Genomic DNA, 14539 nt, shown 5'->3' with positions numbered 1-14539 from the left:
ACGATGCAAGCACGGATACAAGCAAACCAAGGCCGCCCGGCGCGCGGCTTCACCCTGATCGAACTGCTGGTGGTGCTGGGCATTGTGGCGCTGCTGCTCACGCTCGCGGTGCCGCGCTTTTTTCCGAGCATCGACAGCGCCAAGGACACCATTTTGGCCGACAACCTGCGCAACACGCGCGCCGTGATCGACCAGTACTATGCCGACACCGGACGCTATCCCGATTCGCTGGAACAGCTGGTCGAGAAAAAATACCTGCGCAGCATTCCGGTGGACCCGGTGGCCGACAGCAGCACCACTTGGATCCTGGTGCCGCCCGAAGACACCACCAAGGGCAATCTGTACAGCATCAAGAGTGGGGCGCCCGGCAATGACCGCAACGGCAAACCGTACCAGGACTGGTAGGGCCGCGCCGCGCCTGGCGCGCGCGCACGGCTTTACCTATCTGGGCTTGATCATCCTGGTCACCGTGATCGGGCTGGTGGGCGCGGCCAGCCTGAAGGTCGGCTCGCTCATGCAGCGCGCGGCCGCCGAAGAAGAACTGCTCGCCATCGGCGCCGCCTTCAGCGACGCGCTGCGCAGCTACGCCGCCGCCACGCCGCCCGGCCAGCCGCAGCAGCCGCCCACCTTGCAGGAACTGCTCAAGGACCCGCGCTTTCCCGGCACCCGGCGCCACCTGCGCAAGATTTTCGTCGACCCGATCACCGGCAAGGCCGAATGGGGCGTGATGTACGTGGGCGACAAGCAGGGCGTGCTGGGGGTCTACAGCCTGTCGGATGCGCCGCCGCTCAAGGTCGGCAATTTTGACGCGCGCTTTCTGAACATGGAAAACAAGAGCAAGCTGTCGGAGTGGAAGTTCACCTTGTCGACACTGACCATGACGCCGCAGGAGCCGATGACGGTGCCCGGGCAGAGCCAGCCGGGCCAGCCGGCGCCGCTGTTCCCTCCAGCCGACGCTGCTGCGAAGCCGGCCGACCAGATGGCGCCCCCGCCAGTGCCAGCGCCAGCGCCAGCCCAGGAACCGGCTGCCGAGGCGGCCATGACGCCACCCGAGGAGCCGCAGCCGGAGCCGCAGCCGGAGAAGGCGGAGCCGCCCGCCGACAAGCCTGACGAGCCGGTGGAGCCGCCGGAAGAAGATCAGTCCGGCAAGAATGGACAGGAGAGCGCCGGGCAGGACGAGCCCAAGCGCGATGAACGCCAGCGCGACGACGGCCGCCGCAATGAGCCTAAAAGGGAAATGTAGGCGCAAAAAAGTAACCAGTACTTGAATGATCTACGCAAGGCTCGGGGAGGTAATGGAAATGGAATCTGGCTCATGAAACAAGCAGGTCAACGTCTCCAGGCAGTGGCATCTGCGCTTATCATGGCGGCGGCGGCGGCGGCGGCGGCGGCGGCGGCGGCGCACGCGCTTGCCGCGCCGCCACGGCCATACGATTCTCGCATGACGGGAGAACAGCTCGTCCGCGATATGCTTGCCGATCCTGCGCAAGGACAGCTCAACGCGGTTCGGCGCGAGCGCGCCATTGGCTATATTGATGGCGTCATGGGTGCGGCTGCCGGACAGCGATGGTGTCCCGATGAAAAACCGGTGCCCCATGAACTGAATTATCTGATCGTCGAAGAATTATCGCGCATGAGTAACGACAAGCTCAAGGGTGACGCCGCTCCCTCCGTGCTCGCCGTCCTGGCGCGCCTGTATCCTTGCAAAGCGGCTTTGGCCCGACGATAACGCCCCTGATGCCGCTCAGCGCCCGCTGCGCTTGAAATCCCTGAAGCGGAAACCGAGCCCGAACAGCACCACGAAGTAGGCCAGGCCGCTTCCTGCCACGATGGCGAACAGGGCCCCGGCGCGCAGCCATGGACGCGCTTGCAGCGCGGCCCAGTCGAACTGGATCTTGCAGTAGTAAGCGATCAGGCCCATCACGGCCACGGCGATCACCAGCTTGGCGAAGAACAGGAGCCAGCCCGGCTGCGGCACGTAAATGCCGCGCTTGCGCAGCATGGCATACAGCACGGCCGCGTTGATGCAGGCGCCCAGGCCGATCGACAGCGCCAGGCCGGCCACGCTCAGGAGCGGCACGAATACCAGGTTCATCAGCTGCACCGCCACCAGCACGCCGATGGCGATGCGCACCGGCGTGCGTACGTCCTGGCGCGCATAGAAGGCCGGGGTGAGCGTCTTGACCAGGATGATGCCGACCAGGCCGGCGCTGTAGGCCATCAGCGGCATGGCCGAAGCATGGACCGCCTTGGCGGTAAACGCGCCGTAGTGGAACAGGGTGGCGATCATCGGTTCGGCCAGCATGGCCAGGCCAACCGAAGCCGGCAGGGCCAGCAGGAAGGTCAGGCGCAGGCCCCAGTTGAGCAGGGCCGAGTATTCGGAGGTATCGCCCTCGGCATTCGCCTTGGCCAGGCTGGGCAGCAAAATCGTGCCCAGCGCCACGCCCAGCATCGCCGTGGGGAATTCCATCAGGCGGTCGGCGTAGGTGAGGGCGGAGACGCTGCCGGCGCCCAGGCGCGAAGCGATGCCGGTATTGACCAGCAGACTGATCTGGGCGGCGGAGACGGCGAACACGGCCGGTCCCATCTTTTTCAGCATGCGGTGCACGCCCGGGTCGCGCAGGGCGGCGATCGGGTTGAGCGAAATGCGCGGCAGCATGCCGATTTTCATCAGGGAGGGAATCTGGATACCGACCTGCAACAGGCCGCCGACCATCACCGCGAACGCCATCGCGTAAATCGGTTGTTCCAGGCGCTGGGCCAGGAACAGCGAGGCCAGGATGAAGGAAATATTCAGCAGCACCGGGGTGAAGGCGGGAATCTTGAACTGGCGCCAGGTGTTGAGAATGCCGCTGGCCAGCGAGACGAAGGCCATGCAGATAATATAGGGGAACATCATGCGCGTCATGAAGACGGCAGCCTGCTCGGCTTGCGGGGTCTGCCTGGACGTATCCATGATCCACTTGATCAGGAACGGCGTGGAAATGATGCCGGCGATGGTGATCAGAAGGGTCGACCAGATCAGCACCGTGGCCACGCTGTCGACCAGCGGGCGGGTGCCTTCATCGCCATGCTGGGTCTTGACGTCGGCCAGGATCGGCACGAAGGCCTGGGCGAAGGCGCCCTCGGCGAACATGCGGCGCAGCAGGTTGGGAATACGGAAGGCGACGTTGAAGGCATCGGTGAATTCCGAAGCGCCAAAGGCGCGCGCGAAAAGGCTTTCGCGCAGCAGGCCGGTGACGCGGGACAGCATGGTCATGCTGGAGATGGCAGCCAGGGTTTTGAGCAAGTTCATGGGCCGGGATTATAGCCCGGCAAGAGTGGCGCGAACGGGCGTGGCTGACAAATGTTGATTTTTGAATTGCCCTTACCGGAACTTTTCGCTATAATCGAAGGCTGTACAGAATTCTGTTACGCAGACACTAATGTTTGGCAGGCACTGGTTTGACACACAAGGTGTAGAAAAGACACTGGTTTGACAGACGCTATTGTTTGCAAACGCAACTTGACCCCGATTTAGGAAATTCCATGGCAAATACCGCACAAGCACGCAAGCGCGCTCGTCAAGCAGTTAAGCAAAACGCTCACAATTCGTCGCAGCGTTCGACCCTGCGTACCGCTATCAAGGCAGTGCGCAAGGCTATCCAGGCTGGCGACAAAGCCGCCGCAACATCGATCTTCCAGGCATCCGTGTCGACCATCGACAGCATCGCCGACAAGAAAATCATCCACAAGAACAAAGCAGCGCGTCACAAGAGCCGTCTGGCTGCTGCTCTGAAAGCGCTGGCTTAATAGCCTGTGCCGCCGGTGGACTTCGGTCTGCCGGTCGGGCTTGTGAGTATGAAAAAACCCGCCTGGCTTCGGCCCTGGCGGGTTTTTGTTGTGGGCGTTTAGGTTGCGGCGTTTCAGTTTCCAAGCCGAAATTCTTAAGCCGGGGTCAGACCCGGGCTTGTTTCCACACCGGGGTCAGACCCCAGGCAAGCAAAACCGGGGTCTGACCCCGGCGTGGAAACAAGCCCGGTTCTGGATGCATCTCAGATCTTCTTCATATCTCCAGCCGGCACTTCCACCCATTCTCCCGGCATCAGGGGATGCGTCGCCAGCGAAAACGGCCCGATGCTGCTGCGTATCAGCCGCAGGGTCGGCAATCCCACCGCCGCCGTCATTCTGCGCACCTGGCGATTCTTTCCTTCCTGTAAAGTAATCGCGATCCAACTGGTCGGCTTGTCGGCGCGCACCCGGATCGGCGGCGTGCGCGGCCACAGCCAGCCCGGTTCGGCGATCCGCACCGCCTGGCACGGCTTGGTCACGAAATCGCCCAGGTCGAGCGGCGCCTGCAAGCGCGCCAGCGCGTCGGCCTCCAGCGCGCCGTCCACCTGCACCAGATAGGTCTTGGCTTCCTTGTGGTCCGGATGGGCAATGCTGTGCTGCAGGCGGCCGTCGTCGGTGAGCAGCATCAGCCCTTCGCTGTCGGCGTCGAGCCGGCCGGCCGGGTAGATGTCGGGCGTGCGCAGGTAGTCGGCCAGCGATTCGCGTCCCGCCTGCGGCGAGAACTGGCACAGCACCTGGAACGGTTTGTTAAAGAGAATGAGGGGCATAATTGAGTCGCTGGAAAGATGTTCGGCCCGCCGTTCGCTTGGCGGGCCATTTGTTAGTGTCGCAAAACCGTAGCGCCTAGTAAAATACTGGTGCATAATATGAAACGCGCGTCTTATGTCTTATAGAAGACTACAACTCTCGTCGTATTTATAGTAACCAATTCAGATTGCAGACCATGCCTGACAGACGCAACATTGTTGCCGCCTGCTATGCGTCCACTTCGGAGATCACGATGTATCAACATATCAAAGTACCTGCTGACGGCCAGAAAATCTCGGTCAATGCCGATTTTTCGCTGAATGTACCAGATAATCCAGTCATTCCCTACATCGAAGGCGATGGCACCGGCGTCGATATCAGCCCGGTCATGATCAAGGTCATCGACGCAGCCGTGGCCAAGGCCTACGGCGGCAAGCGCAAGATCAGCTGGATGGAAATCTATGCCGGCGAGAAATCGACCACCGTGTACGGCCCGGACGTGTGGCTGCCGGAAGAAACCCTGGAAGTGCTGAAGGACTACGTTGTGTCGATCAAGGGACCGCTCACGACCCCGGTCGGCGGCGGCATCCGTTCGCTCAACGTCGCCCTGCGCCAGCAGCTCGACCTGTACGTCTGCCTGCGTCCGGTGCGTTACTTCACCGGCGTGCCTTCGCCAGTGCGTGAGCCAGAGAAGACCGACATGGTCATCTTCCGCGAAAACTCGGAAGACATCTACGCCGGTATCGAATACCAGCAAGGTTCCGAAGGCGCCAAGAAACTGATGGATTTCCTGATCAAGGAAATGGGCGTTACCAAGATCCGCTTCCCTGAGACCTCGGGCCTGGGCATCAAGCCAGTGTCGATCGAAGGTACCGAGCGCCTGGTGCGCAAGGCGATCCAGTACGCCGTGGACAACGACAAGCCTTCCGTGACGATCGTTCACAAAGGTAACATCATGAAGTACACCGAAGGCGGCTTCCGCGATTGGGCGTACGCACTGGCGCAAAAAGAATTCGGCGCCGAGCTGATCGATGGCGGCCCATGGTGCAAGTTCAAGAATCCGAAGACCGGCAAGGACATCATCGTCAAGGATTCGATCGCCGATGCGTTCCTGCAGCAGATCCTGTTGCGTCCGGCCGAGTACAGCGTCATCGCGACCCTGAACCTGAACGGCGATTACATCTCCGACGCGCTGGCCGCACAAGTGGGCGGTATCGGTATCGCTCCGGGCGCCAACCTGTCGGACTCGGTCGCCATGTTCGAAGCGACCCACGGTACCGCACCGAAGTACGCAGGCAAGGACTACGTGAACCCAGGTTCGCTGATCCTGTCGGCTGAAATGATGCTGCGTCACATGGGCTGGCTGGAAGCGGCCGACCTGATCATCGAATCGATGCAGAAATCGATCGCCTCGAAAAAGGTCACCTACGACTTCGCCCGCCTGATGGAAGGCGCGACCCAAGTGTCGTGCTCCGGTTTCGGCGATGTGATGATCGAGCAGATGTAATAGCGGACGATTGCCGCCGCGCCCAGGCGCGGCGCACACAGCCCCGTTCTCGCAGGAGAGCGGGGTTTTTTGTTATCTGGAATGCGGGTGCATGCGGGCAGGCCGTGAAGAAGCTTGGCCAGTGGCCGTCATGACGTCAGGGAGCATCCCGGTGCACATCCCGGTACATCAGCATCTCGACCAGGCGCTCTTCCTTGTCCGCATCGAAGCCGCAGGTGGACTCGAAGCGCTGAGGATTCTCGTAGGTCCCGAACAGCATGTCCCACCATACGATATCGCCGTAGTTATTCTTGTGGCGTCCGTACTGATGGTGAATGCGGTGCATTTCCGGACGCTGGAAGAGATAGCCGATCCAGCGCGGCGTGCGCACGCTGGTGTGATAAAAGAATTCCCCCAGCGCCGTGCACAGCGTGTAATACGCGCCCGCCTCCGGCGACAGTCCCAGCAAGGTGTACACCAGCAGGCTGCCGATGATCGAGTTCACCAGCATTTCCCCCGGATGTTTATAGAACGAGGTAATCACCTCGATGCGGCGCGGACTATGGTGAATCTGGTGGAAATGCAGCCACAGCCAGTCGACTTCATGGCGCCAGCGGTGCCACCAGTAAAACACGAAGGTGGCGATGAAATAGGCCAGTAGCCCGCCCGCGACCGGGTTCAGGTAATGCGACAACTGGAACACGGACACGGCCGACAGCCAGCGTTCCCAGCTGATCCCGGCCAGCACCACGATGCCCAGCTGGGCCGCGTTAATCAGCAGCACCCGCAACGGCCAGGTGCGAATTTTCGGCAAGGTCCAGCCGGGGATGACGCGTTCGAGGACAAAACAGGCCGCGAACACGGCGAGGATAAGGGGTAGCATGAAGGTCTCCTGTGCGGGTCGGGAAGGCAGTGTTGCACGCACGGCGACGATGTAAAGTTGGCATGCTCCCGGTACTGCCACGCGGTGCTGTCGGTATCGCGCCATGATGCTGCGCCGCGCCCGGCAGTGCCGGATATCGCCCTTTTGCTTCCGTATTCCGGCGCAAGGCAAGCCGGCCTGCTTTCTTTCGCGGCAATTTTTGTAGTCTAGAAAACCCATCCCGATGCAGTCCTCATGAGTCTCGTCATGCCCCGCGCATGGCATCGCCATCCTTGCTTCCAGAGCGATAATTAATGTCAAAAATGTTAAGAATATGTAACCAGTATTTACGTTACACTTGCTCGCGCTGTTGATATTTATGCAACGCATTCTGCATATTCACATCCGTGGATGGGCTAACCAATACAAGGAAGAAAATGACAAGAGCAATTGGCAAACGTGTGTGTGCAATCGTGGCCGGCGGCCTGTTCGGCGCCACGGCGTTGGCGGGCGGCGCCGGTGCGCAGAACGGCGCCGCCGCGCCGGGCCTGCCGGCTGGCGCCGCGGCCCTGCGCCAGGCCCCGCCAGCGCTGCAGGCGCCGATCCGCAACGAAGCCGGTACCATCCGTTACATCGTCCTGTTCGCCGACACGGCCGCGCAGCGGTATTCGGCCAAGGCGCTCGGCGACCCGCGCTTCGGCGCCGACCACGACGGCAAAGTGATGCGCCTGCTGCACGAGGTCGAAGCCGCGCACCGGCTTACCGCCACCCATGCCTACAGCCACACCCTGCAGGGCTTTGCCGCCTACCTGACCGAACAGCAGGTGAGCGCGCTCAGGCGCGATCCGCGCATCAAGTCGGTGTCGCCGGACATCCAGGCCGAGGCCAGCGCCAGCGCCGTGTGGAGCGACGTGCAGGTCGGCGCCAGCACTTTGCCGTGGGGTGTGCAGGCGGTCGGCGGCAGCGCGGCCAGTAGCGGCGCCGCCACCGTGTATGTGATCGACAGCGGCATCGCCAACCATGTGGACGTGCCGGTCAGCGCGCGCTGGAACGCGCCTGGCGCTTGCGCAATCGGCAAGTATCCGCATGCGACCTTCGTGGCCGGCATCATCGCAGCCAAAAACGACAACGCCGGCGTCACCGGGGTCAACGCCGGCGCGAAACTGGTCTCGCTGGCCTACGGCGACCCTACCTGCGCGGTGGGCAGCAACAGTTTTGCGAATGTGATCGCGGCCCTGGACGAAGCCAAGCGCCGCATCCTGGCCGAGGGACGCATGGGTGTGGTTAATCTGTCGAGCAACTTCCAGATGGTCAATCTGACACCCGACCGCATGCCCCTGGTCGCCGCTTTCCAGAAAAGCGTGCGCGCCCTGATCACGCCTGACAATGCCAGCGGCTATCGCGGCGCGGTCTTCGTGCAGTCGGCCGGCAACCGCTACAGCGACGCCTGCTTCTACAGCTTCAACGACAAGCTGCCGTCCGACGGCGCGCTGGTGGTCGGCGCGATCGACAGCAACGGCCAGCCGGCCCAGCCCCTGAACGGCAGCGGTGCCTTTGCGCCGCTCGACCCCAAGGGCGTGACCGAGATGGGGTCGAACTTCGGCGCCTGCGTCGATGCCTGGGCGCCTGGCAAGAACGTCAGGTCGACCTGGATGAACAGCTACGCCTCGACCTATGTGGTCAGTTCCGGCACCTCGTGGGCGGCGCCGCACGTGAGCGCGCTGGCGGCGCGCCTGATCGAAACCACGCCCACCCTGCGCACGCCGGGCGAGGTGGAAAACGCCATCCGCGCGCGCCTGGTCAGCGGCGGTGCGCTCACCCAGGGCATCCCGCTGCGGGTGGCCAGCATCGCCGGCGCCGCGCACAAGGCCAAGCCGACGGTCGAATTCAAGCTCGGCGGCCAGCGTTCCAGCGCCACCCCGCCCGCGCTCGGCGTGGCGCCCAATCCGGTGCTGACCACCGCCACCGCATTCGATCTGAGCTACGACGCGGTCGGTGCGCAAAGCTGCGACATGCGGGCCTACGTCGACGGCAACCTGGTCGAGCAGAAGCTGGCCGGTCCGACCTCCTTCAACTGGGGCAGCGCGCCGCGCAATCCGGGCTTGCACCGCTGGGATGTCGACTGCCGTTCCGCCAACGGCGAGAGCAATAGCGCCAGCGCCTCGGCGCGGGTGGCGCGCGGGCTGGAGCCGGTCATCGCTTTCAGCATCAATGGGGTGCCGAATGATGGCTCTGCCACCTTGCCGGCGAACACCGCCGTGACGGTGGCGTATCAGGCCACAAATGCGACCTCATGCGCGGTAACGGCTTACAGCCGCCTGCCGGTGGAATTCTTCACCACCTGGTACGAGAACAAGAACGCGCCCACCTCGCTGCGCTGGGCGCCGCTGAAACTGGGAAGCGGCGGCGAGTACTACTGGAATGTCGTTTGCGTCAATCGGAATGCGCCGGGCGCGCCCGAAACGTACATGACGCTGGGAATCGACGCCCTGTAAGCAGCATGTCAGGCGCGCCGCGTGCGCGTGACGGCGCGCCTGACAGCCCGAAGCGGTTTATGATCCTGATCAATTACAACTTCAGGAGATTGCCGCCATGCTGACCATCAGTGCTTTTCAGTACGTTCCTCCCTTCGCCCAGGGCCTGGTACGCGACTTGCGGGTGCGCTGGGCGCTTGAAGAGGCGGGCGAACTGTACGCGGTGCGCCTGATCGGTCCGCCGGACCAGGCGTCGCCGGAGTACCTCGCGCTGCAGCCGTTCGGGCAGGTGCCGATGATGCAGGATGGCGACCTGACCCTGTTCGAATCGGGCGCCATGGTGCTGCATATCGCGCAGCGCAGCGGGGCCCTGTTTCCCAGGGAGGAGGCGGGCAGGGCGCGCGCCACCGGCTGGATTTTCGCGGCGCTCAACACGGTCGAGGTGCCGCTCCAGCAGCTGGCCGCGATCGACCTGCTTTACGGTGCCGAGGAGTGGGCCAGGCTGCGTCGTCCCGGCGCGCTCGACGCGGTCCACAAGCGCCTCGATCAGCTGGCCGCGTGGCTCGGCGAGCGCGACTATCTCGACGGCGCCTTCAGCGCGGGCGACCTGATGATGACCACGGTGCTGCGCCTGCTGCGTCACACCGCCATCATCGACGGCTATCCGACCCTCAAGGCCTACCAGGCGCGCTGCGAAGCCCGTCCGGCGTTCCGGAAAGCGCTGCGCGACCAGATGGCCGTGTTCGAGCGAGCCTGATCAGGCCGGTTTGCGCAGCACCCACTGCACCAGTTCGTCGCCCTCGGCGTCGCGCAGCGTGGCGCCGGCCTCGAAGCCGAGCTTGCCGGCCACGCGCAGCGACGCGGTATTGTCGGGCGCGATCTGTGCCAGTACGCGCTCGACCGTGCCGCCGGCAAACGCGATGCGCGCCAGTTCGGCCACGGCGTCGGTGGCGATGCCTTGCCCGCGCCAGTCGGGCGAGACGGCGTAGCCGATCTCGACCTGGCCGTCGCGCGGTTCATCCTTGAAGCCGCAGGCGCCGACCACCATCTGGTCGCTCACGCGCAGCATGACGAAGGTGGCGCACCAGGCGGGGCTCTTGCCGGCCTCGATGAGCTCGAGCGCGCGCTGCGCGACAAACGCGGGCGGCAGGGCGCCGGGGGCGGCCTGGCCGGTGAGGTGGCGTGGAACGCGCGATGCGGCAAGCGTGCGCAGGTCGGCAAGGCTGAGAAGCTGTAAGATGATCGTCATGGAGTGTGTAGCGGAGATAAAAAAACCCCGCTCGAAAGCGGGGTTTTTTACATCGGTGATTGCTTAAGCAGCCTGGATGTTGGAAGCTTGCTTGCCTTTAGGGCCTTGCGTGACTTCGAATTGAACTTTTTGACCTTCTTTGAGGGTCTTGAAACCGTTCATGTTGATTGCGGAGAAGTGCGCGAACAGATCTTCGCCGCCGTCATCTGGAGTGATGAAGCCAAAACCTTTGGAATCATTGAACCACTTAACTGTACCTGTTGCCATAAAAGAACTTTCAAAATTATAACCAATCACACGAGCCATAAAAGCAAGAAGCTTCTGCCCCCTCCTCAGCCTGCTCACTTCTTATCAACAAGTACATAAGTACAAGTCGATAACCGCATTGTTGGTTGAAAAAATATTCAAGTCAAGCGCTTTTGCATCGGAATTGCCAAATTCCTCACACTCTGCGAAAAAGCAACTCTTGATTTACCGAATTGGGGTCCCATCTGCGCATAGATCGGAAAACGCGTAAGATGGAAAACAAATGTACATGCCCTGATATTTACCCATAGCATCATCGTCGAAAGCATTAGAATAAGCGTTATGGCCACTAAGCAAGATACCGAACAACTGCTGGAGCGGCAGACGGTCAAGCCGCCGCCGCTGTACCAGGTAGCACTACTGAACGATGACTACACGCCCATGGAGTTTGTGGTCGCCGTCATCCAGGAATACTTCAACAAAGACCGAGAGACGGCCACGCAGATCATGCTGTCCGTCCATCGTCATGGCAAGGGAGTGTGTGGCGTGTTTTCCAAAGATATAGCGTGTACCAAAGTGGAGTTTGTATTAACGCATGCGCGCAAGGCGGGGCACCCCCTGCAGTGCGTGATGGAGGAAGTATGATTGCGCAGGAATTGGAAGTCTCTTTACACATGGCCTTTGTCGAAGCTCGGCAAGCACGGCATGAATTCATCACCGTTGAGCATTTGCTGCTGGCGCTTCTGGACAACCCATCGGCCGCGGAAGTCCTGCGCGCCTGTGCTGTCAACATTGAAGACCTGCGCAAGACGCTGACCAATTTCATCGGCGACAACACCCCGACCGTGCCTGGCACGGGCGAGGTCGACACGCAGCCGACGCTTGGTTTCCAGCGTGTGATCCAGCGTGCCATCATGCACGTTCAATCCGCCTCGAATGGCAAGAAGGAAGTCACCGGCGCCAACGTGCTGGTGGCGATCTTCGGCGAAAAAGACTCGCACGCGGTCTACTACCTGCATCAGCAGGGCGTGACCCGCCTCGACGTGGTCAACTTCATTTCGCATGGCGTGCGCAAGGACCAGCAGGTCGACTCGCAAAAAACGTCCGAAGGCGTGGAAGAAGCGCAAGTCGAAGGCCAGGCCAAGGAAAGCCCGCTCGACCAGTTCACGCAGAACCTGAACAAGGCCGCCGCCGAAGGCAAGATCGATCCCCTGATCGGGCGCGAGGACGAAGTCGACCGCGTGATCCAGATCCTGTGCCGCCGCCGCAAGAACAATCCGCTGCTCGTCGGTGAAGCCGGGGTCGGCAAGACCGCGATCGCCGAGGGCCTGGCCTGGCGCATCACGCAGGAAGAAGTGCCCGAAATCCTGCAGAATGCCATTGTGTATTCGCTCGACATGGGGGCCCTGCTGGCTGGCACCAAGTACCGTGGCGACTTCGAACAGCGCCTCAAAGCGGTCCTCAAGCAGCTCAAGGAAACCCCGCACGGCATCCTGTTCATCGACGAGATCCACACCATCATCGGCGCCGGCTCGGCGTCCGGCGGCACGCTCGACGCGTCCAACCTGCTGAAACCTGCGCTCGCCAACGGCCAGCTCAAGTGCATCGGCGCGACCACCTACACCGAGTTCCGCGGCGTGTTCGAAAAAGACCACGCCCTGTCGCGCCGCTTCCAGAAAGTGGACGTCAACGAGCCGACCGTCGAACAGACCATCCAGATCCTGCGCGGCCTCAAGTCGCGCTTCGAAGAGCACCACGGCGTGAAGTATTCGTCGTCGGCGCTGTCGACGGCGGCCGAACTGGCGGCGCGCTTCATCAACGACCGCCATCTGCCCGACAAGGCGATCGACGTCATCGACGAAGCCGGCGCGGCGCAACGGATCTTGCCGAAGTCGAAGCAGAAGAAAACCATCGGCAAGACCGAGATCGAGGACATCATTGCCAAGATCGCGCGCATCCCGCCGCAAACCGTCAACCAGGACGACCGCAGCAAGCTCCAGACCATCGACCGCGACCTGCGCAACGTCGTGTTCGGCCAGGAGCCTGCGATCGATGCGCTGTCGTCGGCGATCAAGATGGCGCGCGCCGGTTTGGGCAAGACCGACAAGCCGATCGGGTCCTTCCTGTTCTCCGGTCCGACCGGCGTCGGCAAGACCGAGGTGGCCAAGCAGCTGGCCTTCATCCTCGGCATCGAGCTGATTCGCTTCGACATGTCGGAGTACATGGAACGCCACGCCGTCAGCCGCCTGATTGGCGCGCCGCCGGGCTACGTCGGATTCGACCAGGGTGGATTGCTGACCGAAGCCATCACCAAGAAGCCGCACGCGGTGCTGCTGCTCGACGAGATCGAAAAAGCGCATCCGGATATTTTCAATATCCTGCTGCAGGTGATGGACCATGGCACCCTGACCGACAACAACGGCCGCAAGGCGGACTTCCGCAACGTGATCATCATCATGACGACCAATGCCGGCGCCGAGAGCCTGACCAAGCGCTCGATGGGCTTTACCGACTCCAAGGCGGCGGGCGACGAGATGGCCGACATCAAGCGCATGTTCACGCCGGAGTTCCGCAACCGGATCGACGCCACCATCAGCTTCCGCGCACTGGACGAAGAAATCATCCTGCGCGTGGTCGACAAGTTCCTCATGCAGCTCGAAGAACAGCTGCACGAGAAGAAGGTCGAAGCCATCTTCACCGAGAAACTGCGCAAGTTCCTCGCGAAGAAAGGATTCGATCCGCAGATGGGAGCGCGGCCGATGGCGCGCCTGATCCAGGACATGATCCGCAAGGCGCTGGCCGACGAACTGCTGTTCGGCCGTCTGGTCAGTGGCGGCCGGGTCACGGTCGACATGGACGACAAAGATGCGGTCACGCTCGAATTCCCCGAGTCCGACGCTGCGCCTCCACCGGCGGCACCGGAAACGGTCGAAATCGAATAAGCACCGGCAACAACAAAAAAGCCCGCACACGATGCGGGTTTTTTTATGCCCCCCGCCGGTGTCAGGTCTGACATTCGGACACGGCCTCGGCAGTATCCCCGCCGGTGTCAGGTCTGACTACAAGGGCTTCCCAACAAATTCAAGGTGTTTTTCAATTGATTTTTCGAGGATGTTCTTGAGTTTGCCTGGCAAGACGGAAGGTCGGCCTGCGGTACTACAAACGGTTATCTCGAGCACGGGTATCTTGCACGGCTCGGACCATGATGACAGACGCGCGTGGAGGACCTCGTTCATTCGTCGGACTTGGTTTCTGTCCCGTCAGACTACAGGTATGCTCCACCCGGTCAAACCGTTACCTCATCATGCATTGCAGACTCGAAGAATGTTCCTTTCCGTTTCTTACGGGGAAACAGCTTGCTCCCCTTGTGTTTTCCTGCCGACGGGTTTTCCCCGTGTGCTCAGTTGCTAACGTATCGGGAAGCATGCTGTCGCTGGCCCGCCCAACGGGCGGGTCCGGCCGTCAGCCGGCCGGACGACATGCTTCCCCCCACAGTCAGGTGAGCGGCCTGAACTGTTCTCCCCTGGCAAGCACGGCCCAGGCGAGACGAGCGTTCTTCGCGGCGATGGCGACGACCGCTTTTCCATAGCCGACCCGCGCTTGCAGCGCAAGCGCCCATCGGCTGAGCCGGTCACTCTTGTTCG

14 protein-coding genes and 1 pseudogene are annotated in these 14539 nt (G+C 62.0%); 9 read left to right on the top strand and 6 right to left on the bottom strand.

The window, feature by feature from the left end; translation table 11 throughout:
* The first annotated feature begins 3 nt into the window (after positions 1 to 3).
* The 3 genes from F2P45_RS24435 to F2P45_RS24425 all read left to right on the top strand — a co-directional run bounded on the left by F2P45_RS24435 (position 4) and on the right by F2P45_RS24425 (position 1729).
* Entirely contained in the window at positions 4 to 405 is a 402-nt protein-coding gene (locus F2P45_RS24435) for a type II secretion system protein (RefSeq protein ID WP_229505270.1), read from the top strand.
* The gene (locus F2P45_RS24430; protein ID WP_229505269.1) at positions 371 to 1243 is read left to right on the top strand and encodes a type II secretion system protein; all 873 of its coding nucleotides are present in this window, start codon (positions 371 to 373) and stop codon (positions 1241 to 1243) included. The genes F2P45_RS24435 and F2P45_RS24430 overlap by 35 nt, the downstream gene beginning before the upstream one ends.
* Positions 1244 to 1315: 72 nt before the next feature.
* Entirely contained in the window at positions 1316 to 1729 is a 414-nt protein-coding gene (locus F2P45_RS24425; protein ID WP_166880728.1) for a Rap1a/Tai family immunity protein, read from the top strand.
* Positions 1730 to 1744: 15 nt separating this feature from the next.
* On the opposite strand, the gene murJ is transcribed toward F2P45_RS24425, so the two are convergent.
* A complete protein-coding gene (gene murJ, locus F2P45_RS24420; RefSeq protein WP_166880726.1) occupies positions 1745 to 3295 on the bottom strand; it encodes a murein biosynthesis integral membrane protein MurJ in 1551 nt (516 codons plus the stop codon).
* 233 nt (positions 3296 to 3528) lie between these two features.
* Here murJ and rpsT point away from each other — a divergent pair, with 233 nt between their 5' ends.
* Positions 3529 to 3792, top strand: coding sequence for a 30S ribosomal protein S20 (gene rpsT / locus F2P45_RS24415; RefSeq protein ID WP_166880724.1), 264 nt, complete (start codon positions 3529 to 3531; stop codon positions 3790 to 3792).
* A 242-nt stretch (positions 3793 to 4034) separates the two neighbouring features.
* Here the strand turns inward: rpsT and F2P45_RS24410 are convergent, their stop codons facing one another.
* Positions 4035 to 4598, bottom strand: coding sequence for a pseudouridine synthase (locus F2P45_RS24410; protein ID WP_166880722.1), 564 nt, complete (start codon positions 4596 to 4598; stop codon positions 4035 to 4037).
* Between the two features lie 233 nt (positions 4599 to 4831).
* Here F2P45_RS24410 and icd point away from each other — a divergent pair, with 233 nt between their 5' ends.
* Positions 4832 to 6085 carry an NADP-dependent isocitrate dehydrogenase gene (gene icd, locus F2P45_RS24405; RefSeq protein WP_166880720.1) on the top strand — a complete coding sequence of 418 codons (1254 nt, stop codon included), beginning with the start codon at positions 4832 to 4834 and terminating at the stop codon, positions 6083 to 6085.
* Positions 6086 to 6221: 136 nt separating this feature from the next.
* On the opposite strand, the gene F2P45_RS24400 is transcribed toward icd, so the two are convergent.
* On the bottom strand, positions 6222 to 6947 hold the full coding sequence (locus F2P45_RS24400; protein ID WP_166880719.1) for a sterol desaturase family protein: 726 nt from the start codon (positions 6945 to 6947) through the stop codon (positions 6222 to 6224).
* Between the two features lie 416 nt (positions 6948 to 7363).
* Here F2P45_RS24400 and F2P45_RS24395 point away from each other — a divergent pair, with 416 nt between their 5' ends.
* Positions 7364 to 9421, top strand: coding sequence for a S8 family serine peptidase (locus F2P45_RS24395; protein ID WP_166880717.1), 2058 nt, complete (start codon positions 7364 to 7366; stop codon positions 9419 to 9421).
* 97 nt (positions 9422 to 9518) lie between these two features.
* A complete protein-coding gene (locus F2P45_RS24390) occupies positions 9519 to 10157 on the top strand; it encodes a glutathione S-transferase family protein (RefSeq protein ID WP_166880715.1) in 639 nt (212 codons plus the stop codon).
* On the opposite strand, the gene F2P45_RS24385 is transcribed toward F2P45_RS24390, so the two are convergent.
* Both F2P45_RS24385 and cspE read right to left on the bottom strand, forming a co-directional pair.
* Positions 10158 to 10649: a GNAT family N-acetyltransferase gene (locus tag F2P45_RS24385; RefSeq protein WP_166880714.1), complete on the bottom strand. Its 492-nt coding sequence runs from the start codon at positions 10647 to 10649 to the stop codon at positions 10158 to 10160.
* A 63-nt stretch (positions 10650 to 10712) separates the two neighbouring features.
* Positions 10713 to 10916 (bottom strand): transcription antiterminator/RNA stability regulator CspE, encoded by a 204-nt coding sequence (gene cspE / locus F2P45_RS24380; protein WP_010395943.1) that lies wholly within the window; start codon positions 10914 to 10916, stop codon positions 10713 to 10715.
* Between the two features lie 321 nt (positions 10917 to 11237).
* On the opposite strand from cspE, the gene clpS reads away from it, so the two are divergent.
* Positions 11238 to 11540 (top strand): ATP-dependent Clp protease adapter ClpS, encoded by a 303-nt coding sequence (gene clpS, locus F2P45_RS24375; RefSeq protein ID WP_099881541.1) that lies wholly within the window; start codon positions 11238 to 11240, stop codon positions 11538 to 11540.
* Positions 11537 to 13837 (top strand): ATP-dependent Clp protease ATP-binding subunit ClpA, encoded by a 2301-nt coding sequence (gene clpA / locus F2P45_RS24370; protein ID WP_166880712.1) that lies wholly within the window; start codon positions 11537 to 11539, stop codon positions 13835 to 13837. The genes clpS and clpA overlap by 4 nt, the downstream gene beginning before the upstream one ends.
* A gap of 553 nt (positions 13838 to 14390) precedes the next feature.
* On the opposite strand, the pseudogene F2P45_RS36420 reads toward clpA, so the two are convergent.
* Positions 14391 to 14539: pseudogene (locus F2P45_RS36420) on the bottom strand (IS110 family transposase); the annotation flags it as partial.

Source organism: Massilia mucilaginosa, from assembly GCF_011682145.1.
Taxonomy (GTDB): Bacteria; Pseudomonadota; Gammaproteobacteria; order Burkholderiales; family Burkholderiaceae_D; genus Telluria_A; species Telluria_A mucilaginosa.
The sequence above is the reverse complement of the archived record's forward strand: the minus strand, read 5'-3'. Positions and strand labels throughout refer to the sequence as shown.

Excerpts from the sequence above, each read along its gene's own strand:
- F2P45_RS24435 (WP_229505270.1), top strand. The coding sequence starts at position 4 with ATGCAAGCACGGATACAAGCAAACCAAGGCCGCCCGGCGCGCGGCTTC.
- clpS (WP_099881541.1), top strand. The coding sequence starts at position 11,238 with ATGGCCACTAAGCAAGATACCGAACAACTGCTGGAGCGGCAGACGGTC.
- F2P45_RS24385 (WP_166880714.1), bottom strand. The coding sequence starts at position 10,649 with ATGACGATCATCTTACAGCTTCTCAGCCTTGCCGACCTGCGCACGCTT.
- F2P45_RS24425 (WP_166880728.1), top strand. The coding sequence starts at position 1,316 with ATGAAACAAGCAGGTCAACGTCTCCAGGCAGTGGCATCTGCGCTTATC.
- murJ (WP_166880726.1), bottom strand. The coding sequence starts at position 3,295 with ATGAACTTGCTCAAAACCCTGGCTGCCATCTCCAGCATGACCATGCTG.
- F2P45_RS24395 (WP_166880717.1), top strand. The coding sequence starts at position 7,364 with ATGACAAGAGCAATTGGCAAACGTGTGTGTGCAATCGTGGCCGGCGGC.
- cspE (WP_010395943.1), bottom strand. The coding sequence starts at position 10,916 with ATGGCAACAGGTACAGTTAAGTGGTTCAATGATTCCAAAGGTTTTGGC.
- rpsT (WP_166880724.1), top strand. The coding sequence starts at position 3,529 with ATGGCAAATACCGCACAAGCACGCAAGCGCGCTCGTCAAGCAGTTAAG.
- F2P45_RS24430 (WP_229505269.1), top strand. The coding sequence starts at position 371 with ATGACCGCAACGGCAAACCGTACCAGGACTGGTAGGGCCGCGCCGCGC.
- icd (WP_166880720.1), top strand. The coding sequence starts at position 4,832 with ATGTATCAACATATCAAAGTACCTGCTGACGGCCAGAAAATCTCGGTC.
- F2P45_RS24400 (WP_166880719.1), bottom strand. The coding sequence starts at position 6,947 with ATGCTACCCCTTATCCTCGCCGTGTTCGCGGCCTGTTTTGTCCTCGAA.
- F2P45_RS24410 (WP_166880722.1), bottom strand. The coding sequence starts at position 4,598 with ATGCCCCTCATTCTCTTTAACAAACCGTTCCAGGTGCTGTGCCAGTTC.
- clpA (WP_166880712.1), top strand. The coding sequence starts at position 11,537 with ATGATTGCGCAGGAATTGGAAGTCTCTTTACACATGGCCTTTGTCGAA.
- F2P45_RS24390 (WP_166880715.1), top strand. The coding sequence starts at position 9,519 with ATGCTGACCATCAGTGCTTTTCAGTACGTTCCTCCCTTCGCCCAGGGC.